This window comes from Crenobacter cavernae, assembly GCF_003355495.1.
GTDB classification, from domain to species: Bacteria; Pseudomonadota; Gammaproteobacteria; order Burkholderiales; family Chromobacteriaceae; genus Crenobacter; species Crenobacter cavernae.
In genome coordinates, this window is the sequence record NZ_CP031337.1 from 1,995,988 (window position 1) to 2,021,674 (window position 25,687).

27 protein-coding genes are annotated in these 25,687 nt (G+C 66.8%); 21 read left to right on the forward strand and 6 right to left on the reverse strand.

Annotated features, from left to right (window positions below; translation table 11 throughout):
* Positions 1-17 precede the first annotated feature (17 nt).
* The 9 genes from rpmF to pabC all read left to right on the forward strand — a co-directional run bounded on the left by rpmF (position 18) and on the right by pabC (position 8,137).
* Complete coding sequence (gene rpmF, locus DWG20_RS09700; protein ID WP_028533902.1) at positions 18-197, forward strand: 50S ribosomal protein L32; 180 nt, start codon at positions 18-20, stop codon at positions 195-197.
* A 72-nt stretch (positions 198-269) separates the two neighbouring features.
* Complete coding sequence (gene plsX, locus DWG20_RS09705; RefSeq protein ID WP_115433629.1) at positions 270-1,307, forward strand: phosphate acyltransferase PlsX; 1,038 nt, start codon at positions 270-272, stop codon at positions 1,305-1,307.
* Positions 1,308-1,314: 7 nt separating this feature from the next.
* Positions 1,315-2,274: a beta-ketoacyl-ACP synthase III gene (locus DWG20_RS09710; RefSeq protein WP_115433630.1), complete on the forward strand. Its 960-nt coding sequence runs from the start codon at positions 1,315-1,317 to the stop codon at positions 2,272-2,274.
* 79 nt (positions 2,275-2,353) lie between these two features.
* Positions 2,354-3,286, forward strand: a complete 933-nt coding sequence (fabD, locus tag DWG20_RS09715; RefSeq protein ID WP_115433631.1) for an ACP S-malonyltransferase — start codon at positions 2,354-2,356, stop codon at positions 3,284-3,286.
* A 64-nt stretch (positions 3,287-3,350) separates the two neighbouring features.
* A complete protein-coding gene (gene fabG, locus DWG20_RS09720; protein WP_115433632.1) occupies positions 3,351-4,088 on the forward strand; it encodes a 3-oxoacyl-ACP reductase FabG in 738 nt (245 codons plus the stop codon).
* Positions 4,089-4,234: 146 nt separating this feature from the next.
* Positions 4,235-4,474 (forward strand): acyl carrier protein, encoded by a 240-nt coding sequence (gene acpP / locus DWG20_RS09725; protein WP_115433633.1) that lies wholly within the window; start codon positions 4,235-4,237, stop codon positions 4,472-4,474.
* Positions 4,475-4,652: 178 nt separating this feature from the next.
* Complete coding sequence (fabF, locus tag DWG20_RS09730; RefSeq protein ID WP_115433634.1) at positions 4,653-5,897, forward strand: beta-ketoacyl-ACP synthase II; 1,245 nt, start codon at positions 4,653-4,655, stop codon at positions 5,895-5,897.
* Between the two features lie 100 nt (positions 5,898-5,997).
* Complete coding sequence (locus DWG20_RS09735) at positions 5,998-7,290, forward strand: aminodeoxychorismate synthase component I (RefSeq protein WP_115433635.1); 1,293 nt, start codon at positions 5,998-6,000, stop codon at positions 7,288-7,290.
* Between the two features lie 22 nt (positions 7,291-7,312).
* Positions 7,313-8,137, forward strand: a complete 825-nt coding sequence (pabC, locus tag DWG20_RS09740) for an aminodeoxychorismate lyase (protein ID WP_115433636.1) — start codon at positions 7,313-7,315, stop codon at positions 8,135-8,137.
* Between the two features lie 83 nt (positions 8,138-8,220).
* Here the strand turns inward: pabC and DWG20_RS09745 are convergent, their stop codons facing one another.
* Both DWG20_RS09745 and DWG20_RS09750 read right to left on the reverse strand, forming a co-directional pair.
* Entirely contained in the window at positions 8,221-9,528 is a 1,308-nt protein-coding gene (locus DWG20_RS09745) for a D-serine ammonia-lyase (protein ID WP_115433637.1), read from the reverse strand.
* A gap of 30 nt (positions 9,529-9,558) precedes the next feature.
* Positions 9,559-9,846, reverse strand: a complete 288-nt coding sequence (locus DWG20_RS09750; RefSeq protein WP_115433638.1) for a DUF4936 family protein — start codon at positions 9,844-9,846, stop codon at positions 9,559-9,561.
* 138 nt (positions 9,847-9,984) lie between these two features.
* Between DWG20_RS09750 and DWG20_RS09755 the strand changes: the two genes are divergently transcribed.
* Positions 9,985-10,866, forward strand: a complete 882-nt coding sequence (locus tag DWG20_RS09755) for a prephenate dehydrogenase (RefSeq protein WP_245944693.1) — start codon at positions 9,985-9,987, stop codon at positions 10,864-10,866.
* Positions 10,867-10,944: 78 nt separating this feature from the next.
* Here the strand turns inward: DWG20_RS09755 and DWG20_RS09760 are convergent, their stop codons facing one another.
* The 3 genes from DWG20_RS09760 to aroA form a co-directional block, all read right to left on the reverse strand.
* The gene (locus tag DWG20_RS09760) at positions 10,945-12,252 is read right to left on the reverse strand and encodes an MFS transporter (RefSeq protein ID WP_115433640.1); all 1,308 of its coding nucleotides are present in this window, start codon (positions 12,250-12,252) and stop codon (positions 10,945-10,947) included.
* Between the two features lie 64 nt (positions 12,253-12,316).
* On the reverse strand, positions 12,317-12,511 hold the full coding sequence (locus DWG20_RS09765; RefSeq protein WP_115433641.1) for a pyrophosphohydrolase domain-containing protein: 195 nt from the start codon (positions 12,509-12,511) through the stop codon (positions 12,317-12,319).
* 134 nt (positions 12,512-12,645) lie between these two features.
* Positions 12,646-13,935 carry a 3-phosphoshikimate 1-carboxyvinyltransferase gene (gene aroA / locus DWG20_RS09770; protein WP_115433642.1) on the reverse strand — a complete coding sequence of 430 codons (1,290 nt, stop codon included), beginning with the start codon at positions 13,933-13,935 and terminating at the stop codon, positions 12,646-12,648.
* Positions 13,936-14,055: 120 nt separating this feature from the next.
* On the opposite strand from aroA, the gene cmk reads away from it, so the two are divergent.
* The 11 genes from cmk to rfaD all read left to right on the forward strand — a co-directional run bounded on the left by cmk (position 14,056) and on the right by rfaD (position 24,352).
* Positions 14,056-14,724 (forward strand): (d)CMP kinase, encoded by a 669-nt coding sequence (gene cmk, locus DWG20_RS09775; protein WP_115433643.1) that lies wholly within the window; start codon positions 14,056-14,058, stop codon positions 14,722-14,724.
* A 105-nt stretch (positions 14,725-14,829) separates the two neighbouring features.
* The gene (rpsA, locus tag DWG20_RS09780; RefSeq protein WP_115433644.1) at positions 14,830-16,509 is read left to right on the forward strand and encodes a 30S ribosomal protein S1; all 1,680 of its coding nucleotides are present in this window, start codon (positions 14,830-14,832) and stop codon (positions 16,507-16,509) included.
* 8 nt (positions 16,510-16,517) lie between these two features.
* Positions 16,518-16,835 carry an integration host factor subunit beta gene (locus DWG20_RS09785; RefSeq protein ID WP_115433645.1) on the forward strand — a complete coding sequence of 106 codons (318 nt, stop codon included), beginning with the start codon at positions 16,518-16,520 and terminating at the stop codon, positions 16,833-16,835.
* Positions 16,836-16,964: 129 nt separating this feature from the next.
* Positions 16,965-18,041 (forward strand): hypothetical protein, encoded by a 1,077-nt coding sequence (locus DWG20_RS09790; RefSeq protein WP_147289946.1) that lies wholly within the window; start codon positions 16,965-16,967, stop codon positions 18,039-18,041.
* 82 nt (positions 18,042-18,123) lie between these two features.
* Complete coding sequence (locus DWG20_RS09795; protein ID WP_115433647.1) at positions 18,124-18,414, forward strand: LapA family protein; 291 nt, start codon at positions 18,124-18,126, stop codon at positions 18,412-18,414.
* 92 nt (positions 18,415-18,506) lie between these two features.
* Positions 18,507-19,664 carry a lipopolysaccharide assembly protein LapB gene (gene lapB, locus DWG20_RS09800; protein ID WP_245944694.1) on the forward strand — a complete coding sequence of 386 codons (1,158 nt, stop codon included), beginning with the start codon at positions 18,507-18,509 and terminating at the stop codon, positions 19,662-19,664.
* Positions 19,665-19,673: 9 nt separating this feature from the next.
* Positions 19,674-20,420, forward strand: coding sequence for an orotidine-5'-phosphate decarboxylase (pyrF, locus tag DWG20_RS09805; protein WP_115433649.1), 747 nt, complete (start codon positions 19,674-19,676; stop codon positions 20,418-20,420).
* Between the two features lie 10 nt (positions 20,421-20,430).
* Positions 20,431-21,750 carry a UDP-glucose dehydrogenase family protein gene (locus DWG20_RS09810; protein ID WP_115433650.1) on the forward strand — a complete coding sequence of 440 codons (1,320 nt, stop codon included), beginning with the start codon at positions 20,431-20,433 and terminating at the stop codon, positions 21,748-21,750.
* A gap of 12 nt (positions 21,751-21,762) precedes the next feature.
* Positions 21,763-22,725: a D-glycero-beta-D-manno-heptose-7-phosphate kinase gene (gene rfaE1 / locus DWG20_RS09815; protein WP_115433651.1), complete on the forward strand. Its 963-nt coding sequence runs from the start codon at positions 21,763-21,765 to the stop codon at positions 22,723-22,725.
* 33 nt (positions 22,726-22,758) lie between these two features.
* Positions 22,759-23,340, forward strand: a complete 582-nt coding sequence (locus DWG20_RS09820; protein ID WP_115433652.1) for a DUF924 family protein — start codon at positions 22,759-22,761, stop codon at positions 23,338-23,340.
* A 16-nt stretch (positions 23,341-23,356) separates the two neighbouring features.
* Positions 23,357-24,352 (forward strand): ADP-glyceromanno-heptose 6-epimerase, encoded by a 996-nt coding sequence (rfaD, locus tag DWG20_RS09825; protein WP_115433653.1) that lies wholly within the window; start codon positions 23,357-23,359, stop codon positions 24,350-24,352.
* 62 nt (positions 24,353-24,414) lie between these two features.
* Here the strand turns inward: rfaD and DWG20_RS09830 are convergent, their stop codons facing one another.
* Positions 24,415-25,485: a PepSY-associated TM helix domain-containing protein gene (locus DWG20_RS09830; protein ID WP_115433654.1), complete on the reverse strand. Its 1,071-nt coding sequence runs from the start codon at positions 25,483-25,485 to the stop codon at positions 24,415-24,417.
* Between the last annotated feature and the right edge of the window lie 202 nt (positions 25,486-25,687).

A 25,687-nucleotide genomic window follows, 5' to 3' on the forward strand; every position in this document is an offset into this window, starting at 1 on the left:
AATTCTAGGAGTCCATCATGGCCGTTCAACAGAACAAAAAATCCCCGTCCAAGCGTGGCATGCACCGTGCCCACGACTTCCTGACCGCCCCGGCGCTGGCCAAAGAGCCGACCACCGGTGAAGCCCACCTGCGTCACCACATCAGCCCGAACGGTTTCTACCGCGGCCGTAAAGTGGTGAAGGCCAAGGGCGAGTAATTCGCGCCATCCCGATCACCTGCCACCCAATCGCAAATAACCAGGTAGGTAGATTCTCTACCGCATACGTTGATGAGCATCACCGTCGCGGTTGACGCCATGGGCGGTGACGTTGGCCTCAAGGTCACCGTCCCGGCGTCCATCCAATTCCTCTCCCAGCATCCCGACGTCAACCTGATCCTGGTGGGCGATGCCGCGGCTATCGAAGCCCAACTTACGGCATCTGACGCCCCGTTCGGGCGCATCCGCGTCCAGCACGCCGCCGAAGTGGTCGGCATGGACGAGGCGCCGCAACTCGCGCTCAAGAACAAGAAGGATTCGTCGATGCGGGTGGCGATCAATCAGGTCAAGGACGGCGTGGCCCAGGCTGCGGTGTCGGCCGGCAATACCGGCGCCCTGATGGCCACCGCGCGCTTCGTGCTCAAGACGCTGCCCGGCATCGACCGCCCCGCGATCGCCAAGATGATGCCCAATATGAAGGGCACGAGTTGCGTGCTCGACCTGGGCGCGAACGTCGACTGTACGCCGGAGCAGTTGCTGCAGTTCGGCATCATGGGTTCCGAACTGGTGACGGCGCTCGGGCACAAGACGAATCCGAGCGTCGGGCTCCTGAACATCGGCTCGGAAGACATCAAGGGCAACCAGGTCGCCAAGCTGGCGGGCGAGCTGCTCAAGGATTCCGGCCTCAACTACTATGGTAACGTCGAAGGCAACGACATCTACAAGGGGACCGTCGATGTCGTGGTGACCGACGGCTTTACCGGCAACGTGGCACTCAAGACGTCAGAGGGGCTGGCGCACATGATTGCCGCTTTCCTGCGCGAAGAGTTCACCCGCAGCTGGTGGACCCGGCTGTGTGCCGCCGCGGCGATGCCGGTGCTCAAGCGCTTCAAGGCGCGCACCGATTCCCGACGCTACAACGGCGCCAGCCTGCTGGGCTTGCGTGGTATCGTGGTCAAGAGCCACGGCGGAACCGACGCGCTGGGCTTCCGTTTTGCGCTGGAGCAGGCCTACGAGGAGGCGCGCTCCAACGTGATTGGTCATATTGCCGACCGGGTCGCATACCATATCGATAATCTCAAGCGGCCCGACGAGGTGGAGACACACTAAACTCGCCATGACCTATTCCCGCATTCTGGGTACCGGCAGCTACCTGCCGGACCACATCCTCACCAACGCCACGTTGGCCGAGCGCGTCGAGACCAGCGACGACTGGATCGTCAGCCGCACTGGCATCCGCCAGCGCCACATCGCCGACGATGCCGAGAAGACCAGCGACCTCGCGGTACGCGCCGCCGAAGCCGCGTTGGCCAATGCTGGGCTCGACAAGAGCGCAGTCGACATGATCATCGTCGCAACGACGACGCCGGACATGGTGTTCCCGAGCACCGCCTGCATCGTGCAGGAAAAGCTCGGCATCCCCGGCTGCGCCGCGTTCGACGTGCAGGCGGTGTGCGCCGGCTTCGTCTACGCGCTGGCGACCGCCAACGGCCACATCAAGAGCGGTCTGGCCAAGACCGTGCTCGTGATCGGCGCCGAAACGCTGACCCGCATCGTCGACTGGGAAGACCGTCGCACCTGCGTGCTGTTCGGCGACGGCGCCGGCGCGGTGGTGCTCGGCGCGTCCGATGAGGCAGGCGTGTTGCACGCCAAGCTCGCCGCCGACGGCCGCCACCAGCACATCCTGAACACGCCGGCGCAGATCGTCGGCGGCAAGATCGAAGGCATCCCGTACCTGCACATGGACGGCCCGGCGGTGTTCAAGTTCGCCGTCAAGGCGCTGGCCGACATCGCCGAGAAGACGTTGGCCGAGGCCGGCGTCGACAAGAGCGAGGTCGACTGGCTGGTGCCGCACCAGGCCAACCTGCGCATCATTGAGTCGACCGCCAAGCACCTCGGCCTGCCGATGGAGCGCGTCGTGGTGACCCTCCCCGAGCAGGGCAACACCTCGGCCGCGTCGATCCCGCTCGCGCTCGACGCCGCGGTGCAGGACGGTCGCATCCAGCGCGGCCAGACCGTACTGCTCGAAGGCATCGGCGGCGGCATGACCTGGGGCGCGGTGCTCTTGCGCTTCTGATCCCCCTCTTTTCTACCGCGTGCGCCGCCTTAAGGGCGGCGTGCGCGCGCCAAACCGCCCCCGATCAAGGAGACGATTCATGGCTTTTGCATTCCTCTTTCCCGGCCAGGGCTCGCAGAGCCTGAAGATGATGGACGGCTTCGCCGACCTGCCCGTCGTCAAGGCCACGTTCGACGAAGCGTCCGCCGCGCTCGGCGAAGACCTGTGGGCGATGCTGCAGGCCGGGGCGCCGGACGCGATCAACGCGACCGTCAACACCCAGCCCTTGATGCTGGCCGCCGGCGTCGCGACGTACCGCGCCTGGCTCGAAGCCGGCGGCGCGCAGCCGTCCGCGGTGGCCGGCCATAGTCTCGGCGAATACAGCGCACTGGTCGCCGCCGGCAGCCTCGCGTTCGCCGACGCGGTGAAGCTCGTTCGCCTGCGCGCCGAAGCGATGCAGTCGGCGGTGCCGGCAGGCCAAGGCGCGATGGCCGCCATCCTCAACCTGTCTGACGACGACATCCGCGCCGCGTGCGCGGAAGCGTCGCAGGGCGAGGTGGTCGAGCCGGTCAACTTCAACTCGCCGGGCCAGGTGGTGATCGCCGGCGCCAAGGGCGCGGTCGAACGCGCGATGGAAATCTGCAAGGCGAAGGGCGCCAAGCGCGCGCTGCCCTTGCCGGTATCGGTGCCGTCGCACTGCGCGCTGATGAAGCCGGCGGCCGACAAGTTGGCCGAGGCGCTGGCCAAGATCGAGATCAAGGCACCGAATATGACGGTGCTGCACAACGCCGACGTCGTCGGCTATGGCGATCCGGCCGCGATCCGCGACGCGCTGGTGCGCCAGCTGTACAGCCCGGTGCGCTGGACCGAAACCATTCAGAGCCTCGCGGCGGCCGGCATCACGCAGATGGCCGAATGCGGTCCCGGCAAGGTGCTGGCCGGCCTCGCCAAACGCATCGACGGCGACGTCAAGTGCGTCGCGCTGACCGACGCGGCCGCGCTCGACGCGGCGCGCGCCGAACTGGTCGCCTGAGCTAACAATCACCTTCAAGCTTGGCCGAGCCTCGGCCAAGCTTGAGCGAATGGAGAACATGCGGATGAGTCTGCAAGGAAAAGTGGCGCTGGTGACCGGCGCCAGCCGCGGCATCGGCGCCGCGATCGCCGAGGCCCTCGCGGCCGACGGTGCGATCGTGATCGGCACCGCGACCAGCGAGGCCGGCGCGGCCGCGATCAACGAACGCCTGGCTGCCCGCGGCGGCGCCGGCCGCGTGCTCGACGTCGGCCAGGGCGGCGCGATCGAGGCGCTGATCGACGGCATCGAGAAGGAATTCGGCGCGATCGCCGTGCTGGTGAACAACGCCGGCATCACGCGCGACACGCTGTTGATGCGCATGAAGGACGAGGACTGGGACGCGATCATGGACACCAACTTGAAGTCGGTGTTCAAGGCGTCCAAGGCGGTGCTGCGCGGCATGATGAAGGCGCGTTCGGGGCGCATCGTGAACATCGCGTCGGTGGTCGGCGTGTCCGGCAACCCGGGGCAGTGCAACTACGCCGCCGCCAAGGCCGCCATCATCGGCTTCTCGAAGTCGATGGCGCGCGAGGTCGGCAGCCGCAACATCACCGTCAACTGCGTCGCGCCGGGCTTCATCGACACCGACATGACGCGTGCACTGCCGGAAGCGCAGCGCGAGGCGCTGATCGGCCAGATCGCCTTGGGTCGCCTCGGCGACGCGAAGGACATCGCCGACGCGGTGGTCTTCCTCGCCTCCGACCGCGCGGCCTACATCACCGGCCAGACGCTGCACGTGAACGGCGGAATGCTGATGCCGTAAGGCTTTGCCGGCCGTTCTGTGCGGCCGGCTGTGGCGTTCTGACCATCTGGTAAGACAATCCGACGCGGCCAAGTAGGCTATCCGGGATTTTTTTTGTAGAATGTCGGGGTTTGAAATCCCGACAGATAAAGGTAAAAGGATTACTCATGGAAAACATCGAACAGCGTGTCAAGAAAATCGTTGCCGAGCAGCTCGGTGTGAACGAAGCCGAAGTGAAGATCGAATCGTCGTTCGTCGACGACCTCGGCGCAGACTCTCTTGACACCGTCGAGCTGGTGATGGCGCTCGAAGAAGAATTCGAGTGCGAGATTCCGGACGAAGAGGCCGAGAAGATCACCACCGTTCAGCAGGCGATCGACTTCGTCACCGCCAACCTGAACAAGTAATCCATTCAGGTTTCCAAGGGCCTCTGCCGCCGTGTTCGCTCACGGGCAGGGGTCTTTTTGCAATTGTGGTTTGAAACGGCCGTTTGAAATTCGGCGCGTCTCGCCCGCAGTCACAGCCGGTACATGATCGTGTGCCACACTGTGACGACGCTTTATTGAGCCTTCACGGAGAAACCCTGTGTCTAAACGCAGAGTCGTAGTGACCGGTCTGGGTCATGTATCCCCGGTGGGTAACGATGTCGCTACCGGCTGGGCCAATCTGCTCGCCGGCCAGAGCGGCATCGGCAAGATCACCCGCTTTGACGCCAGCGACCTGGCCTGCCAGATCGCCGGCGAAGTGAAAGACTTCGACATCGGCCAGTACATCTCGGCCAAGGATGCGCGCCGGATGGACTTGTTCATCCACTACGGCATCGCCGCCGCGCTGCAGGCGATCGGCGACGCCGGCCTGGACGATGTGGCCGACCTCGACAAGACGCGCGTCGGCGTCAACATCGGTTCCGGCATCGGCGGCCTGCCGCTGATCGAGGACACCGGCGTCGACCTGATCAACGGCGGCCCGCGCAAGATCGGCCCGTTCTTCATCCCCGGTTCGCTGATCAACCTGATCGCCGGCCACGTGACCATCATCAAGGGCTACCAGGGCCCGAGCTACGGCATCGTGTCCGCGTGCACCACCGGTGCGCACAGCATCGGTGACGCGGCGCGCATCATCATGTACGGCGACGCCGACGTGATGGTCGCCGGCGGTGCCGAGGGTGCGATCTCGCGTCTGGGCATCGGCGGTTTCGCCGCGATGAAGGCGCTGTCGACGCGCAACGACGACCCGACGACCGCCTCGCGGCCGTGGGACAAGGGCCGCGACGGCTTCGTGATGGGCGAGGGCGCCGGCGTCTTGGTGCTCGAAGAATACGAACACGCCAAGAAGCGCGGCGCGACCATCTACGCCGAGCTGGTCGGTTTCGGCATGAGCTCGGACGCCTACCACATCACCGCGCCGAGCGCCGAGGGCCCGGCCCGCGGCGTTGCCAACGCGCTCAAAGACGCCGGCATCAACGCCGACGAGGTTGATTACGTGAACGCGCACGGCACCTCGACGCCGCTGGGCGACGCCAACGAGACCAACGCGCTGAAACTGGCGTTCGGCGACCACGCGGCCAAGCTCGCGATCAACTCGACCAAGTCGATGACCGGCCACCTGTTGGGCGGCGCCGGCGGCGTCGAGGCGGTGTACTCGGTGCTGGCGCTGCATCACCAGGTGTCGCCGCCGACGATCAATCTCTTCGATCAGGACTTCGAAGCCGGTTGTGACCTCGACTACGTCGCCAATACCGCGCGCGAGATGCCGATCCGCGTCGCCATCTCCAATTCCTTCGGTTTTGGCGGCACCAACGGCACGCTGGTGTTCAAGCAGGTCGAATGATGCGCAAGGTTGGCCGAGGGGTAACCCGCTCCGGCCCACCCGGATTGACACCCCAGACCGCTGCGTTACACTCGCAGCGGTTTTTTCTTTTTTGGCCCCCATGCACAGCCACCGCCTGCCTGCCGTGCCCGATCTCATCGCGCTCGCCGCGCACGATCCGGCGCGTTTCCCCTTCCTGCTGCAATCGTCCGGCGACAAGGGCTGGGACATGCTGCTCGCGCTGCCCGCCGCAATGCGCCGCTACGGCAGCGACGACGGCGCGGCCTTCGTCGCCGATCTGGCGGCGATAGAACGCGAGCCGGTGGCCAACCCGCACGGCCTGCCGTTCACCGGCGGCTGGTTCGTCTACGCCGGCTACGACCTGCTGTCGAGCTTCGAACCGACCGTGCCGCAGGCCTTGCCCGATGGCTTCCCGCTGGCGGTGCTCGCGCGCGTGCCGGCCGGCGTGCTGGTGAACCGGGCGACGCGGGAAGCATGGGCGGTGGCCGAGACGCCTGAGCAACTTGCGGACTTGATGGTGACGTTGGCCGAGCCGACCGGGTTTGAGCCGCGCGCGATCGAACTTGCCGCCATCGGCGAGGACGAGCCTGCCGCGTTCACCGACGCGGTGCTCAGGATCAAGCGCTACATCCGCGACGGCGACGTGTTCCAGGTCAACGTGTCGCGCGGCTGGGAGGCGACGCTGGCAGAAGGCATCACGGCGGCCGACCTGTTCGCCGCATTGCGCCGCGCCAACCCGGCGCCGTTCTCGGCGCTGGCCGACTTCGGCGACTGCCAGATCGTCAGCTCGTCGCCGGAACGGCTGGTGCGCGTCGCAGACGGCTGGGTCGACACAAGGCCGATCGCCGGCACCCATCCGCGCTCTGCCGACCCCGTTGAAGACGCCGCGCTGAAACAGCGACTGATCGACAGCGCCAAGGAGCGCGCCGAACACGTGATGCTGATCGACCTCGAGCGCAACGATCTGGGCCGCATCGCGGTGCCGGGCACGGTAGAGGTCAACGAGCTGATGGCGGTAGAGAGCTACGCCTACGTGCACCACATCGAATCGAACGTGCGCGCGAGGTTGGCCGAGGGCACGAGCGTCGCCGAGGTGCTGCGCGCGCTGTTCCCCGGCGGCACCATCACCGGCTGCCCGAAGGTGCGCTGCATGCAGATCATCCGCGAGCTGGAGACCGCGCCGCGCCGCGCGTATACGGGCAGTTTGGGCTACATCAACCGCGACGGCACGATGGACCTGAACATCCTGATCCGCACCTTCATGCAGGAAGGCTCGCGGCTCAGGTTCCGCGCCGGCGCCGGCATCGTCGCCGACTCCGACCCCGAGCGCGAATTGCAGGAAACCCGCCACAAGGCGCGCGGGCTGCTCAGGGCGCTGGGCGTCGCCCAGTAGGCTCGGCTGAGGGGGTGAAATCATGGCGACGCTGATCGACGGCCATCCTTCCGACAAGGTCTCCGCGCTCGATAGGGGCCTCGCCTACGGCGACGGAATCTACCGCACCGTCGAGTTGCTAAACGGCGGGCCGCGCCTGTGGCGCTGGCAGTGGCAACGGCTAGTCGAGGACTGCGCGCGGCTTTCGCTGCCGTGCCCGGACGAGGCGCTGCTGCTGGCCGAGCTCGCCGCAGCGGCGCACGGCATCGAAAGAGCGGTAGCCAAGATCACGCTGACGCGCGGCCTCGGCCAACGTGGCTACGCGATGCCGGCAGACGCCGTACCGACCCGCATCGTGACAGCGAGCCCCTGGGGCGGCTACCCGGAAGAGCGCTACAGCGATGGCGTCACCGTGCGCCGCTGCGATCTGACCTTGTCGCGCCAGCCGAAGCTCGCCGGAATCAAGCACCTGAACCGCTTGGAGAACGTGCTCGCGCGTTCTGAATGGTCCGACCCGGCGGTGCACGAGGGCCTGCTGTTCGACGAGGACGGCACGCTGGTCGAGGCGACGATGAGCAATCTGTTCGCGCTGCAGGACAGCGTGCTGTTCACGCCGAAGCTCGATCGCGCCGGCGTCGCAGGCGCCTTGCGCGCGTGGCTGATCGACGCCGCGCCCGCGCTGGGACTGGCGGTGAGGGAGACAAGCTTGGCCGAGGTCGAGCTGTTGGCGGCCGACGCGCTGCTGTTGACCAACTCGCTGATCGGCGTCTGGCCGGTGGCCACATACCGTCACGCGGGCGGCGAGGCGCGCTGGCGTGACTTTGAACTCGCGCATCGGCTTAACGAGCGGCTGGCCGCCGAGGCCTGAGGCCCGCGATCCGGATCATGAAAAACGGGAGGCTCAGCCTCCCGTTTTTTGTGTCCACCGCCAGCCGAGCTCGGCCGACCTGTTCATCGGGCCAGCAGGGCCTTGCCGCGCGCCTGGAAGCGCGCGTGTTCTGCGGCCGGCACGAAGCTGCCGCCGGTGGTCCACAGGATGTGCGTCGCGTTGTCCATCTTGCCGGCAAGACCGTGCTCGGCCAACCATGCGCGGCCGGCGTCGTTGTCCTGAAGCCAGCGCGGGCCGGCGAAGGCGGCGGCGGCCGACGGTTCGATGTCGAGCTGCTCTTCGTCGTGCAGGCGGTAGACGTCGCGGAACAGGTCATCGTCGGGCACGGTGAACACGCCGGCCAATAACGGCGCCATCAGCTCGGCGGCGAGCAGCGACGCCGCGCCGACCGCGAGACCGTCGGCCTCGGTGACGTTGTCGAGGCCGATGTCGTAGACGCTGATGGGGTCGAGCCCGCCGCTCGCCAGCTGCACCAGCATGCACGGCGAGGCGACCGGTTCGGCGAAGAAGACGTGAACCGCGTCGCCGAAGACGTATTTGAGCCCGAGCGCGACGCCGGCCGGCGCGCCGCCGACGCCGCACGGCAGATAGACGAACAGCGGGTGTGCGGCGTCCACTTCGATCGCGGCGGCGTCGAGCTGCGCCGCCAGCCGCCCGGCGGCGACCGCGTAGCCGGTCAACAGCGGCAGCGAGTGCTCGTCGTCTACGAAGTAGGCGTACGGGTCGGCGTCGGCCTCGGCGCGACCGGCGGCGACCGCCTCGCCGTACTGACCCTCGTGCTCGACCACCGTCACGCCGCGGCTGCGCAGCCGGTCCTTCTTCCACGGCTTCGCGTCGGCCGACATGTGCACCACCGCCTTGAAGCCGAGCGCGGCGGCCATGATGCCGATCGCGAGCCCCAGGTTGCCGGTCGAGCCGACGGCGACGGTGTAGCGGGAGAACTGCTCGCGGATCGTGGGCTCGGCCAACCTTGTCCGCTCGTCGGTCTCGACGATCCAGCCCTCACGCAGCGCCAGCGTCTCGGCGAATTCGAGCACCTCGTGGATGCCGCCGCGCGCCTTGATCGAGCCGGCCACCGGCAAGGCGTGGTCGGCCTTGATCAGCAGCCTGCCGCGCGGGCAGAGCGCGTGCTGCAGGGCGGGGACGGCCAAGAGCGGCGATTCGATCAGGCCGCCGCTCGCTTCGAGTTCCGGGAACAGCCGGGCCAGCAGCGGCGCGCAGCGAGCGAGACGGTCGCGCGCGGCGGTGACTTCAGGCTCGCCGACCGGCAGCGCGGCGAGGGCGGCGGCGGATTCGAGGCGCGGATTCAGCCACAGCGTCGGCGTCCGGCCGGACAGGGTCGCGGCGAGGGTTGGGGGCAGGTGCGGCATGGGGTCTCCATTCGAGTGTCGGCCCCTGGCCTACGCTTGTGGCGCGGTCAGGGGAACAAACCATTCCAAGTGTGGGGCCAGCGCGAAGCCGTCGAGGTCGAGCGCCGCCCACAGTTCGCCGCGACGGGCGGCGAAGGCGTCCGGGTCGGCGACGGCTTCGTACACCTCCATCCAGGTGGCGGCGTCGTCGCGGCGGCGCATCAGATGCCCGGCGATGCCGGTCGATGCGGCCAGGCGGGCCTGCAGCTCGGCAAGCCGCGGCGCGAGCGCGGCGGCGCGTTCCGGCACCGTGAAGTAGACGTACAGCGTGGCGTTCATGCGAGGGATTCTCCGTGCTGACCTTATGGATGACGGCGCCGGGCTTCGTGGCCACCGGCGCGATGGCTTATCATGTGCACTTTGCAAGTTCCGACCCTGGACGACAAGAGACAGGGCCCAGAAGAAAGAAGGGATACAGTGTCGCACCCCCAACCCACCCTGGCCGTGGTCGGCGTCGGCCTGATCGGCGGCTCGTTCGCGCTGGCCGCGCGCGAGGCCGGCTTGGTCGGCCGCGTGATCGGCATCGGCCGCTCGGCGGCCAACCTGCAGGCCGCGATCGATCTCGAGGTGATCGACGCGGCGAGCCACGACATCGCCGCCGTCGCCGCCGCCGACATCGTGCTGGTCGCGACGCCGGTCGGCCAGATGGCCGGCCTGTTCGATTCGATGGCGCCGCATCTGAAACCCGGCACCGTCGTCACCGACGCCGGCAGCACCAAGAGCGACGTCACCGCGCTGTTCCGCGCCCATCTGCCGGCCCACCTCCAATGGTGCGTGCCGGCTCACCCGATCGCCGGCTCCGACCAGTCGGGCGCCGCCGCCGCGCGTGCCGGGCTCTACGTGAACCGCAAGGTGGTGCTCGCGCCGCTGCCCGAGACGCGGCCCGAGGCGCTCGAGTGCGTCGAGACGCTGTGGCGCGCGTGCGGCGCGCGCGTCGAGACGATGAGCGCCGAAGAGCACGACGCGGTGTTCGCCGCGGTCAGCCACCTGCCGCATCTGCTCGCCTTCGCCTACGTCGACATGGTCGCCGGCAAGGCCAACGCGCAGCGCTACTTCGACTTCGCCGCGACCGGCTTTCGCGACTTCACGCGCATCGCCGGCAGCCATCCGGAGATGTGGCGCGACATCGCGCTGGCCAACCGTGCGGCCTTGCTCGACGAGCTGGCTAGCTACCAGGCGTCGCTTGCCCGGCTGACGGCTCTCGTCGAGAGTGCCGACGCGGCGGCGATGGAGAGCCTGTTCGAGGAAGCACGCGAGGCGCGGGTGAAGTGGCACGAGCGTTTCGAGGCGAGCCGCTAGGCTCGGCCAACGTTGGAGTCCATGAAAAAGCCCCGCAATACACGCGGGGCTTTTTGCATTTCAAGGGTTGGCCGAGCCTCAAGCCGCCTTCAGCCAGCCGCGCTTCTCCGACGCCAGCAGGTAGGTGCCGAGAACCAGTCCCAGCGCGCACAGCGCCAAGACGTAGTGCGCCGGCGCGAGCGGATCGTTCTTCAGCATCAGCGTCACCGCCATCGGCGTCAGCCCACCGAACACCGCGTACGCGAGGTTATATGAGAAAGACAGCCCCGAGAAACGCACCACCGCCGGGAAGGCGCGCACCATCACCCATGGCACCGCGCCGACGATTCCGACGGAAAAACCGGCGAGCGCGTAGAGCGGGAACAATTGTTCCGGCGCGGTCCCGAGCGAACTGTAGAAGGCGTAGCTCGAGGTGGCCAAGAGCACGCTGCCGCCGATGAAGGTCTTGCCCGCGCCGAGGCGGTCGACGACCATGCCGGCGACGATGCAGCCTGCGGTCAGGCACACGATCGCCAGGCTGTTGGCCTTGAGCGCCAGCGCCGGCGCGATGCCGAACTGTTTCTGCAGGTAGGTCGGCGTCATCAGGATCACGACGACGATGCCGGCCGACAGCAGCCAGGTCAGTCCCATCGACACCGCGACCGCGCGCTTGTGTTCGCGTACCACGGTCTTCAGCGGCAACTCGGCCGCAAGCGCCTTCTTCGCCTGCATCTCGGCGAACACCGGCGTCTCGTGCAGCCAGCGGCGCAAATACATCGCGACGAGGCCGAACACGCCGCCGAGGATGAACGGCAGGCGCCACGCCCAGTCGCGGATCTCGGGCTGGCTAAACGCGGTATTGAGCCAGGTCGCGACCAGCGAGCCGAGCAGGATGCCGGCGGTCAGCCCGGCGGTCAGCGTACCGCACGCGTAGCCGGTATGGCGCGCCGGCACGTGTTCGGCGACGAACACCCAGGCGCCCGGCACCTCGCCGCCGATCGCGGCACCCTGCAGGATGCGCAAGGCCAGCAGCAAGAGCGGCGCGGCGATGCCGAGGCTCGCGTAGGTCGGCAACAGGCCCATGAACAGCGTCGGCAAGGCCATCAGGATGATGCTGAGCGTGAACATCTTCTTGCGGCCCATGAGGTCGCCGAAGTGCGCCATCACGATGCCGCCCAAGGGCCGCGCGAGGTAGCCGGCGGCGAAGATGCCGAAGGTCTGGAACTGGCGCAGCCAGTCGGGCAGGTCGGGCGGGAAGAACAGCTCGCCGATCACCGCGGCGAAGAACACGAAGATGATGAAGTCGTAGAACTCGAGCGCGCCGCCGAGCGCGGCGAGCGTGAGCGTCTTGTAATCCTGGCGGGCGAGCGCTCGGGCCGGCGCGGCAAGGTCGGGGGCTGCGGTCATGATGATCTCGTTGTCTGTGCTGTTTTTTTGAATCCGACAGCCTAGCCGATAGCGTCGGCCCGCTTCAACGTTGGCCGAGCGCGACATCGGCCGGCGCTTCGGCTTCGTCGACCTCGGCCAACGTCGAGTAGTCGGCGAGCGCGGTCGTGAATTCGTCCCATTCCTCGGCCAGCATCGCCTGCCACAAGGCGAGCGCCTGCGGCTCGAAACGCGGCGCGGCCGGTGCAGGCAGGTCGAAGCGGCGCATGAAGTCGCTCATGGGAGTCTCCGGGATCGTAAAGCCCGCATTTTGCGCTTTCCCATGAAAAAAACACAATATAGTGTGTTTTTTGTGGGCGTCGGGCGCAAAAAAACGGCCCCGCGTGCGGAGCTGTTTCATGAGCTTGGCCGAGCCTACTGGGCGAGCTGGGCGAACACGTCGAAGTAGTCGGGGAAGGTCTTGGCCACACAGCGCGGGTCGTTGATCGTGACCGGCACGCCGCCGAGCGCGACCAGCGAGAAGCACATCGCCATCCGGTGGTCGTCGTAGGTGTCGATCGCCGCGTCGCCGGTCAGCGCCGCCGGCGGGCTGACCTTCAGGTAGTCGCGGCCTTCCTCGACCTCGGCGCCGACCTTGCGCAGTTCGATCGCCATCGCTGCGAGGCGGTCGGTCTCCTTGACGCGCCAGCTCTCGATATTGCGCAGCACGCACGGGCCGTCGGCGAACAGCGCGGCCACCGCCAGCGTCATCGCCGCGTCGGGGATGTGGTTCAGGTCGAGGTCGAAGGCCTTCAGCTTGTCGGTGTCGCCCTTCGCGACCTCGATCCAGTTGTCGCCTAGCGTCACCTTGGCGCCCAGCGCCTCGAGCGCCTCGGCGAAGCGCACGTCGCCCTGGATGCTCGCGCGGCCGACGCCCTCGACGCGCACCGGGCCGCCGGCGATCGCGCCGGCCGCGAGGAAGTACGACGCCGAACTCGCGTCGCCTTCGACGGCGATCTCGCCCGGCGACACGTAAGCTTGCCCGCCGGCGATCACGAAGCGCTGCCAGCCTTCACGCTCGACCTTCACGCCGAAGCGCGCCATCAGGTTCAGCGTGATCTCGATATACGGTTTGGAGATCAGTTCGCCGACCACCTCGATCGTCACCGTCTCGCCGGTCAGCGGCAGCGCCATCAACAGCGCGGTCAGGAACTGGCTCGACACGTTGCCCTTGACCGGGATCACCTTGCCGGCTTTGAGCGCGGCCGGTGCGATCGCCAGCGGCGGGTAGCCGTCGTTGCCGAGATAGCCAATGTCGGCGCCGGCCTCGCGCAAGGCGTCGACGAGGTCGCCGATCGGGCGCTCGTGCATGCGCGGCACGCCCGACAGCCGGTACTGGCCCTGCATCAGCGCCAGCGCCGCGGTCAGCGGACGGAAGGCGGTGCCGGCGTTGCCGAGGAAGAGGTCGGCGCTCTTCACCGGGAAGGCGCCGCCTGCACCGTGGACCAGGAAGTCGCGGTCGGCGAGCGCTTCGATCTTCACGCCCAAGAGGCCGAGCGCCGACAGCATGTGCTGGACGTCGTCCGAATCGAGGAGGTCGCGCACCCGGGTCGTGCCGCTGGCGAGCGCGGCGAGCAGCAGCGTGCGGTTTGAGATGCTCTTCGAGCCGGGCAGTTTCACCGTGCCGGCCAGGCGGGCGATGGGGGAGAGGTCCAGGGTTTTCATGTGGTGCTCGGGATTGTCGTGTTCTATGGATGGGCGATCAGCGTTCAATCATATCCCCAACCCCCGCGCTCGCCCAAGCAGTTACAATCAACGGTTTGCATTCGTCTGGAGAAGTCAGTCATGACCATCCCCGTCATCGCCATCGACGGCCCGTCGGCCTCGGGCAAGGGCACCGTCGCCGCCCGCGTCGCCGCTACGCTCGGTTTTCACTACCTCGATTCGGGCGCGCTCTACCGCTTGACCGCGCTGGCGGCGCTCGAGGAGGAGATCTCCTGGGACGACGAGGCAGGGTTGGCCGAGCTCGCCGCCGAGCTGCCGGTGCGCTTCGACGGCGATCGCGTGTTCCTGTTCGGCGAAGACGCCGGCGACGACATCCGCGCCGAGGCGATCGGCATGGGCGCGTCGAAGATCGCCGCCTATCCGGCGGTGCGCGCCGCGCTCTTGGAGCGCCAGCGCGCGTTCCGCGAAGCGCCGGGCCTCGTGACCGACGGGCGCGACATGGGTTCGGTGGTTTTTCCCGACGCGACGCTGAAGATTTTCCTCACCGCGAGCGCCGGGGAAAGGGCGCAAAGACGCTATAAACAGTTGATCGACAAGGGGGAATCTGCTAACCTCCAGCAAATTCAGGAGGACATCGAGGCACGTGACGCGCGCGACGCGGCCCGCCCGGTGGCCCCTCTCAAGCAGGAGCCGGATGCCCAGCGGCTGGACACCACGGTCCTTTCCATCGATCAAGCGGTGGAAACGGTATTGTCGTGGTACCAGTCGCTTTGTATTTCGGATCGCTGAAAGCCTTGCCATTTGCCGTCTCGCCAAGGAGAGGCGGCCATACTCAACCAACCTAGCGTGACCTTGGGCGCGCACCGCGAGTTATTGTTAATGACGACCTTTACCATGGAAAACTTCGCCGAACTCTTCGAAGAGTCCCTTTCCCGCCAGGAAATGCGTACCGGCGAAGTGATCACCGCAGAAGTGGTGGGCATTGATTCCAACTTCGTCACCGTCAACGCCGGCCTGAAGTCCGAGTCGCTGATTCCGGTCGAAGAATTCAAGAACGACCAAGGCGGCCTCGAAGTCACCATCGGCGACTTCGTGACCGTCGCGATCGACGCGATCGAAAACGGCTACGGCGAAACCAAGCTGTCGCGCGAAAAAGCCAAGCGCCTGGCGGCCTGGATCGAGCTCGAAGAAGCGCTCGAAGCCGGCACCATCCTGTCCGGCCTGATCAGCGGCAAGGTCAAGGGTGGTCTGACCGTTATGGTCAACGGCATCCGCGCCTTCCTGCCGGGTTCGCTGGTCGACGTGCGTCCGGTGAAAGACACCACGCCGTACGAAGGCAAGAACATCGAGTTCAAAGTCATCAAGCTCGATCGCAAGCGCAACAACGTCGTGGTTTCGCGCCGTTCGGTGCTGGAAGAGACGCTGGGCGAAGAGCGCAAAGCGCTGCTCGAAACCCTGCGCGAAGGCTCCGTGGTCAAGGGTATCGTCAAGAACATCACCGACTACGGTGCGTTCGTCGACCTGGGCGGCATCGACGGCCTGCTGCACATCACCGACCTGGCATGGCGCCGCGTCAAGCACCCGAGCGAAGTGCTCACCGTCGGTGACGAAGTCGAAGCCAAGGTGCTCAAGTTCGACCAGGAGAAGAACCGCGTCTCGCTGGGTCTCAAGCAGCTGGGCGAAGATCCGTGGGTCGGTCTGTCGCGTCGCTACCCGTCGGGCACCCGCCTGTTCGGCAAGGTCACCAACCTGACCGACTACGGCGCGTTCGTCGAGATCGAACAGGGCATCGAAGGCCTGGTGCACGTGTCCGAGATGGACTGGACCAACAAGAACGTTCACCCGTCCAAAGTGGTTCAGGTCGGCGACGAAGTCGAAGTGATGATCCTCGAGATCGACGAAGACCGCCGCCGTATCAGCCTGGGCATGAAGCAGTGCGCGGCCAACCCGTGGAACGAGTTCGCCGACAACTACAAAAAAGGCGACAAGCTGCAAGGCGCGATCAAGTCGATCACCGACTTCGGCGTGTTCGTCGGTCTGCCGGGCGGTATCGACGGTCTGGTTCACCTGTCCGACCTGTCGTGGAGCGACACCGGCGAAGAAGCCGTCCGCCGCTTCAAGAAGGGCGACGAAGTCGAAGCCGTCGTGTTGTCGATCGACGTCGAGAAAGAGCGTATCTCGCTGGGCATCAAACAGCTCGAAGGCGATCCGTTCAACAACTACGTTGCGATGAACGACAAGGGCGCGCTGGTGAAGGGTACCGTGAAGTCCCTCGACGCCAAAGGCGCCGTGATCCAGCTCGACGGCGAAGTCGAAGGCTACCTGCGCGCTTCCGAAGTGTCGCGTGACCGCGTCGAAGACATCCGCACCCACCTGAAAGAGGGTGACGAAGTCGAGACCGTGATCATCGGCGTGGACCGCAAGTCGCGCAACATCAGCCTGTCGATCAAGGCCAAGGACGCTGCCGAAGAAACCGCCGCTCTGCGTTCGCACGCCAGCGAAGCCAACGTGAGCGCCGGCACCACCAGCCTCGGCGCGCTCTTGAAAGCCAAGCTGACCGGCGGCAACGAGTAAGTCGCGTCATGACCAAATCTGAGCTGATTGCGAGGCTGGCCGAACGCCTTGCCGAGCGCGATTCTGAGTTGGTCTACAAGGACGCCGAGCTGGCCGTCAAAACCATCCTGGATGCGATGGCCAGCAGCCTGGCCCAAGGGCAGCGGATCGAGATCCGCGGCTTCGGTAGCTTCGACCTGAACTACCGTCCGCCGCGCGTCGGCCGCAACCCGAAGTCGGGTTCGAGCGTCTCCGTGCCAGAGAAGTACGTGCCGCATTTCAAGGCCGGCAAGGAGCTGCGGGAGCGGGTTGACGGAACCATCCGTCAAGACGAGCTCGTCTCCTGAGGCTACGCCTGATCTCCCCAAAACGCCGCGATTCGTTCGCGGCGTTTTTTTATGTTTTTTTTCGCTGCCTTAACGAGGGTTAGCCCTTTATGATGTGCGTCCGCTTTCATACGACATCGTGGTGACAACATGACAGGGCAGTGGCGAGAACGCTTTTCCCGTACGACGGCCAAATGGCGGCAGACCGAGCGTTTCCAGTGGTTGCTGACGGCCGTGGTGACGGTCTGCATCGGCGGCGCGGCGCTCGGCCAACTGACGCTCGACCAGGTCGTCATCGCGTGGAAGGCGCGCCAGCAGTTCCAGTTCGAGGCGTTCCAGTTTGCCAACGAGTTGCGCGGCAGTTCGGAGCGCCTGACCAGCTCCGCGCGTTCCTACGTGGCGACGCACGACCGGCGTTTTTACGACGACTATTTCGATGCGCTCGAGATCCGCAGCGGCCGCCGGCCGCGCCCGCCCGCGCTGGCGCAGATCAGTTGGGGCTTCTTCGTGCCGGCGCGCACCGGCGTCAGCGCGGTGCCGTTCGAGCAGATGATCGAGCGCACCGGCTTCACGCGCGACGAGAAGCTGCTGCTCTTGCGCGCCAAGGCGGCGTCCGACGCGCTGTCGCGCCAGGAAGCGAGTGCCATGCGCAAGCTGGAGCAGCTGGGCTACCGTCCCGACGCCGGCGCGGAGGCGCGTGCGCGCTACGAGGCGCAGCAGATCTTGTTCTCGCCGGGTTATACGCTGGCCAAGCGCGAGGTCCTGGGGCCCTTGGGCCGTTTCGACGAAAAGGTGTCGCAAAGGCTCAAACGGGAGGCCGAGGTGCTCGGGGACGAGATCGTATTGCTGCGCTACCTGACGCGCTCCTTGGCCGTTCTCGGCGCCGCGCTGGCCTTGTGGGGGCTGTGGTGCACGCGCGCCGGCTACGAGGCGAGGCTGAGGGCGCTGTCGGGCGTGTGCGATGCGGCGTCGTCGCTGAACGACTTGACGGTGCGGCTGCCTGCGCCGCCGGCCCCGCCGGGCGCCGAGGTCGCGCTGAACCGGCTGCTGGCCGGGCAGGAGGGTGTTTTCCGCGAGATCGACCGTTCGGCGGCCGATCTCGAGCAGAAGCTGGCCGAGCTCGACGCGCTGCTCGCGCATACGAGCGAGCCCGCGCGCCATGCTTTCGACTCGCTCAAGGAGCACGCCCGTGCCTTGCGCCACGCGGTGCTGGGCTACCGCTTCTAAGCTGCGCGCGCCGCGCCGCCTTGGGAGAGCCGGCGCAAATCGTTTACACTGGCGGGCAAACCTTCTTCAACGCGAGACCGATATGCGCTACCTGTTGCGGATCGTCGAACTGGCGCTGCTGATCCTCCTGATCGCGGTGACCGTGCAAAACAGCCATGTGGTGGAGTTCCGCCTGTTCCTCGGCCAGCAGATCAGCGCGCCGCTGATCGTCTTCCTGCTGGTGTTCTTCGTCGCCGGCGCCGTGATCGGCCTGGCGGCGACCTTCGGCTATTACCTGAAGATGCGCCGCGAGCTGTCGCAGCTGAAAAAAGAGCTGCGCAGCCGCCCGGTCTTGGCGCGCATTCCCGACCCGAGCGACGCGCTCGCCGACTGAGGCGTCCCGGCCTGCTCACCGCCGTCAAACCCGATGGCGGCGTTGCCGTCTGGCCGACGCGGATGGGATTAGTCTTTCCGAAAGGACCTTGTTTGGAACTGGATTTGTGGTGGCTGCTGTTGTTCCCGGCCTTCTTTGCGCTCGGCTGGCTGGCCGCTCGCGTCGACATGCGCGCGGTGCTCAAGCAGGCCAAGTCGGTCCCGGCCGGCTTCTTTCGCGGCCTCGACGCGCTGGTCGAGGACAAGACCGACATCGCCGCGCAGGCGCTGGCCGAAGTGTCGCGCCAGTCGGGCGAACTGGATTTGCAATTGACGCTCGGCAAGCTCTACCGCAAGCGCGGCGAGAACGACCGTGCGATCCGGCTGCACCAGGCGTTGCTCGAGTCGCCCGATCTGGCCGCCGAGCAGCGTGACACGGTGCGCTATGAACTCGCGCAGGACTTCTGCAAGGCCGGCCTCGTCGACCGTGCCGAGGAGATCCTGGTGAAGCTGCTCGACGGCAATATGTCGCTGTCGGCGCGCCGCGAGTTGCTCGATATCTACCAGCAGGATCGGGACTGGAACAAGGCGATCGCCACCGCAGGCGAGTTGCGCAGCGACGCGCACTCGTTCCAGCACGTGGTCGCGCAGTTTTACTGCGAACTCGCGCAAGGCGCGCTCTACCAGTCCGACTACGCCGCCGCGCGCCAGGCGGTCGAAGCGGCGCAGACGGCCAACCGCAAGTGCGCGCGCGCGAGCCTGATCCTCGGCGACATCGAGTTCGCCGAAGGCCATACCGAGGCGGCGATCGCCGCGTGGCAGGGCATCGAGAAGCAGAACTACGAATACCTGACGCTGGCCGCCGAACGCCTGTTCGACGCTTACGAAAAGCTCGGCCAAGCCCAGGCCGGCATCGCGCTGTTGCGCGGCTATCTGAAGACCTTTCCGCAGCTGGAAATCACCGACCTCGTCTACCAGAAGGTGGCGACCTACGAGGGCGAGGCGGCGGCGCTCGACTTCGTGCGCGAAGCGGTGCACGCGCGCCCGAGCCTGTCCGGCGTCTACCGGATGATCGAGGCCCAGCTGACCGACCTCAACCCCGACAAGCGGCTCGACGCCGAGGTGGCGCGCGCGGTGGTGCAAAAGCACGCGCAGCGCCTCAACGTGCATCGCTGCAAGTGTTGCAACTTCCGCTCGCGCGCGTTCTTCTGGCATTGCCCGGCGTGCGGCGAGTGGGAGAGCTTCACGCCGAACCGCTCCGAAATCCAGTAGGACCCAAGCATGAACCCCTTGATCGTCTCCCCCGCCGGTGCGCATTCCCCGGCCTCTCCCGTCATCGTCGCGCTCGATTTTCCGAATGAGGCCGCGGCGCTGGCCTTCGTGTCGCGACTCGACCCGGCCGCCTGCCGCGTCAAGGTCGGCAAGGAACTGTTTACCGCGTCGGGCCGTAGCCTGATCGAGAAGCTCGTCGCGCGCGGCTTCGAGGTCTTCCTCGACCTCAAGTTCCACGACATCCCGAACACGGTCGCGCACGCGTGCAAGATCGCCGCCGAACTCGGCGTGTGGCTGGTCGACGTGCACGCGTCGGGCGGTCGCCGCATGATGAGCGCCGCGCGCGAGGCGCTGGAAGCCTACAGCCAGCGCCCGCTGTTGATCGGCGTGACCGTGCTGACCAGCATGGAAGCCAGTGATCTGGCCGAGATCGGCATCACCGTGTCGCCGCAGGAACAGGTGCTGCGCCTGGCGACGCTGACGCGCGACTCGGGCCTGGACGGCGTGGTGTGCTCGGCTCAGGAAGCGTCGATCCTCAAGCCCGTGCTCGGCGCCGACTTCAAGCTGGTGACGCCGGGCATCCGTCTCGCCGGCGCCGCCGGCGACGACCAGCGCCGCGTGATGACGCCGGTCGCGGCGCTCGAGGGCGGCGCAGACTATCTGGTGATCGGTCGTCCGATCACGCAGTCGGCCGACCCGCTCTCGACGCTCGCGGCGATCAACGCCGACATCGCCGCCTACCGGCAATCGATCTGAGGTCAGGTCCATGAAAATCACCGTCATCGGTTCCGGTTACGTCGGCCTCGTCACCGGCACCTGTCTCGCCGAAGTCGGCAACCACGTGTGCTGCCTCGACGTCGACCCGGCCAAGATCGCCACGCTGCAAGCGGGCGGCATCCCGATCTACGAGCCGGGTCTCGACGACATGGTCCGCCGCAACGTCGCCGCCGGCCGCCTCTCCTTCACCACCGACGTCGAGGCGTCGGTCGCCTTCGGCGAGATCCAGTTCATCGCGGTCGGCACGCCGCCCGACGAGGACGGCTCGGCCGACCTGTCGTACGTGCTCGCCGCCGCGCGCGGCATCGCGCGCCACATGGACGGCTATAAGGTCGTCGTCGACAAGTCGACCGTGCCGGTCGGCACCGGCGACAAGGTGCGCGCGGCGATCGCCGAAACCTTGGCCGAGCGCGGCGCCGACCTGCCGTTCGCGGTGGTGTCCAACCCCGAATTCCTGAAGGAAGGCGCGGCGATCGAGGACTTCATGAAGCCCGACCGCATCGTCGTCGGCGCCGACGACGAGCGCGCGATCGAACTGATGCGCCGCCTGTATGCGCCGTTCCAGCGCAACCACGAACGCATCCTGTGCATGGACGTGCGTTCGGCCGAACTGACCAAGTACGCCGCCAACGCGATGCTCGCGACGCGCATCTCGTTCATGAACGAGCTGGCCAACCTGGCCGAGACGCTTGGCGCCGACATCGAACTCGTGCGCCAGGGCATCGGCTCCGACCCGCGCATCGGCTACCACTTCCTGTATCCGGGCGTCGGCTACGGCGGCTCGTGCTTCCCGAAGGACGTGAAGGCGCTGGTCGCCAGCGGCCAGGAGCACGGCCACGACCTGAAGGTCTTGAGCGCGGTCGAGGCGGCCAACGACGCGCAGAAGCTGCGCCTCGTCGAAAAAGTCGTCCGCGAGTTCGGCGACGACCTCGCCGGCCGCCGCTTCGCGCTGTGGGGGCTGGCGTTCAAGCCGAACACCGACGACATGCGCGAGGCGCCGTCGCGTGTCATCGTCGAAGAACTGACGCGCCGCGGCGCCGAGGTCGTCGCCTACGACCCGGTCGCGACGCACGAGGCGCAACGCGTGATGGGCGACAATCCCAAACTACAATTCGCCGACGACATGATGGGCCCGCTTAACGACGCCGACGCGCTGTTGATCGTCACCGAGTGGAAGGCGTTCCGCAGCCCGGACTTCGACGCGGTGCGCGCCGCCTTGAAGCAGCCGCTGATCTTCGACGGCCGCAATATGTACGCCCCGGCCTGGCTGCGCGGCCAGGGCTTCACCTATCACGCGATCGGCCGCTAAGGAGCATCCACGATGAGCATTCTTTCCGAACTGAAGCTCGGTGCCGACGAACTCGCCGCGCAACTCAAGAAAGCGCGCGTGCTGGTGGTCGGCGACGTGATGCTCGACCGCTACTGGTTCGGCGACGTCAGCCGCATCTCGCCCGAGGCGCCGGTGCCGGTCGCCAGGATCTCACGGCTCGAGGAGCGCGCCGGCGGCGCGGCCAACGTTGCGCGCAATATCGCGAGCCTCGGCGGCTCGGCGACGCTGTTGTCGGTGACCGGCGACGACGAGGCGGCGAGCGCGCTCGAACGGCTGCTCGACGCCGACGGCATCGCGACGTCATTTCGCCGCGACCCGGCGATCTCGACGACGATCAAGTTGCGCGTCATCGCGCGCCAGCAGCAGCTGATCCGCCTCGACTTCGAAGACGCGCCGAGCCACGAGATCCTCGCCGACAAGCTCGACGAGTACGAGGCCATCGTCGCCGACCACGACGTGGTGATCCTGTCCGACTACGGCAAGGGCGGTCTGACCCACGTGACGCGCATGATCGAGGCGGCGCGCGCCGCAGGCAAGCCGGTGCTGATCGACCCGAAGGGCGAGGACTACAGCCGCTACGCCGGCGCGACGCTGTTGACGCCGAACCGCAGTGAATTCAAGCAGGTCGCCGGATCGTGGCGCGACGAGGAACAGCTCGCCGCCAAGGCCGAGGCGCTGCGCGCCGAACTGCAGCTCGACGCGTTGCTGGTCACGCGCAGCGAAGAGGGCATGACGCTGTTCCGCCCCGAAGGCGCCCTCAACGTGCCGACGCAGGCGCGCGAGGTGTTCGACGTCTCGGGCGCCGGCGACACGGTGATCGGTACGCTGGGACTCGGCCTGGCCGCCGGGCTCGACCTGCCGGCGGCAATGAAGCTCGCCAACGCGGCGGCCGGCGTCGTCGTCGCCAAGCTCGGCACCGCGGTGTGCCGCCAGGACGAGCTGTTCTCGGCCTGAGGCTCGGCCAACCTTCTCGTGCAAGGAGCGACGATGGACGACTGGGTGAACTCGGTACTTGAATGCTGGTTTGGTGGCTCGGATGAGGCTTCCTTGTCAGCGCCGCGCGACGCGTGGTTCCGCAAGGACGACGCGTTCGACGCCGAGCTGCGCGAACGTTTCCTCGGTCTGTGGCAATCGATGACCGACGGAGAAAGGTTGGCCGAGGCCGACAGCCCGCGCGCCGCGCTCGCGCAGCTGATCGTATTGGATCAGTTCCCGCGCAACCTTTTCAGGGGCGACGCGCGCGCGTTCGCCAGCGACGCCGCCGCACGACAACTGGCGAAGCACGCCGTCGCCGAGGGCTGGGATGAACAACTGCCGCCGGTCGCACGCTGGTTTGTGTATTTGCCTTTCGAGCACAGCGAAGACCTCGCCGACCAGCACAAGGCGAGCCGCCTGTTCGAAGCCTTGCCCGACGGCAGCCCGGGCTACGCCGGCGTGATCGACTACGCGCACCGCCACCGCGACATCGTCGCGCGCTTCGGCCGTTTCCCGCACCGCAACGCGGTGCTCGGCCGACCCGATACCCCCGAAGAGGCCGCGTTTCTCGAGCAGCCGGGCTCTTCGTTCTAACAAAGAGGACACCACCATGAGCATCGTCGTTACCGGCGCCGCCGGTTTCATCGGCGCCAACCTGGTCAAGGCGCTGAACGCGCGCGGCATCACCGACATCATCGCGGTCGACAACCTGACGCGCGGCGACAAGTTCAAGAACCTGATCGACTGCGAGATCGGCCACTACGTCGACAAGCATGACTTCCTGGCCCTGCTCGCCGACGGCGCGTACGACGGCGAGGTCAGCGCGATCCTGCACGAAGGCGCGTGTTCGGACACGATGAACCACGACGGCAAGTACATGATGGAAAACAACTATCAGTACTCGCTGGCGCTGCTCAACTTCTGCCAGAGCGAGGAGATCCCCTTCCTGTTCGCGTCGAGCGCGGCCGTTTACGGCGGCGGCCAGGTGTTCCGCGAAGAGCGCGAGTTCGAAGGGCCGCTCAACGTCTACGGCTATTCGAAGTTCCTGTTCGACCAGGTGCTGCGCCAGCGCATGGCCGAAGGCCTGACCGCACAGGTCGCCGGCTTCCGCTACTTCAACGTCTACGGCCCGCGCGAGCAGCACAAGGGCCGCATGGCGTCGGTCGCCTTCCACAACTTCAACCAGTACCGCGAGACCGGCAAGGTCAAGCTGTTCGGCGGCTACGATGGCTGGCCCGATGGCGGCCAGAGCCGCGACTTCGTGTCGGTCGAGGACGTGGTGAAGGTGAACCTGTACTTCCTCGACCATCCGGAAAAATCGGGCATCTTCAACCTCGGTTCGGGCCGCGCGCAGCCGTTCAACGACGTCGCCGTCGCGACGGTCAACGCCTGCCGCCGCTTTGAGGGCAAGCCGGCGCTGACGCTCGCCGAGCTGGTCGAACAGGGGATCCTCGAATACACCGAGTTCCCGGACGCGCTGAAGGGCAAGTACCAGAGCTTCACGCAGGCCGACATCGGCAAGCTGCGCTCAGTCGGCTATACGGATGATTTCTTGACCGTAGAGCAGGGCGTAGACCGCTACGTCGACTGGCTGATCACGCGCTAGACGTTGGCCGAGCTCGGCCAACCTTATTTCAAAAAAACGGCCCGCGAATGCGGGCCGTTTTTTTACGCAGGCACCGCCTGGCGCGCGAGGCGCCGTTGCCGGCGCGCCCACCACATCCACAGCCCGGTCGCGCCGAGATAAACGCCGGCGAGCCCCGCCAGCAACACGAACACGCGCAGCAGCGGGCCGCCGAGTTCGCCGGTGTGCAGCGGGTAGACCCACTGCATCAGCCGCCGCCCGGCCGGCGCCTTGTCTATCGGCTGGCTCCGCAGCACGTGGCCGGTCGCCGCGTCGACGAAGACGAAGCTGAGCCCGTTCGGGTGGATTTCACCGGGGAGCTTCTTGCGGAACTGCCACGGCTCGTCGGCCTTGACCGGCACGCGGATGTCGACGAGCCGCCCGCCCGGCAGCGCGCCGTCAGCGCGAGCGACGAGCTCGGCCACCGGCAGCGGCGCACCCGGCGCGACCTTGAGCTTGGGAGCGTCGGGCGTGCCGGCGACGCGGTTGACCCAGCCTTGCACCGGCTTGGAGAAAGTCAGCAGAGCGCCGGACAGCGCCGCCGCGACGAGAAATATAGCCGCGAGCGCGCCGGCTGCGCGGTGCACGCTCTTGTGCCACGGCAGCGAGCCGGTATCCGGGTGCAGTCGCAGCGCGCCCCTGAAGCGCTTGGGCCACCAGAAAACGAGGCCGCTCAGCGCGCAAAGCAGCAGCCCGACGCCGACGATGCCGATCAGCGTCTCGCCGGAGTCGCCCATCAGCAGCGATTCGTGCAGCACGCGCAGCCACAGGAAGAAGACGTCGGCCGAGCCGGCGTCGTCGATCACCGCGCCGCTGACCGGATCGAGCGTCATCACCCGCCTTTCGCCTTGCACGCGCGTGTAGGCGCGCACCGGCTCGCCCGGCTCGGCGGCAAAACGCAGCGTGACGTCGGTGTTCTGATAGCGCGACCTGGCGGTCTCGACCAGCGCCTGGTAGTCGGGCGGCGCGGCGGCGGTCTTGTCCACGGTGGCGCTCACGATCTCGGGCTTGAACACCAGCAGCGCGCCGCTGAGGCCGAGGATCAGCATGAACAGCGACAAATAGAGCCCGAGCCGGCGGTGCAGCCACAACGCGGCGGGCTTAAGCGTCTTCATCGCGTACTCCGGGCTTGGGGCAGGGGAAACGGTGTGAATTTGAACGGGGGGCCATCATGGTGAAAAAATCTATTTGCAAACGGGAATTATTATTGTTTAATTCTGCCCCATCGCCGGGCCGTTGAAAAGCCGTGCCGACCCATTCAGTGCAGGAGGCGGCCGGCCCGGCCAGCTTTTCACCCATAAAAAGAGTCCACAACCG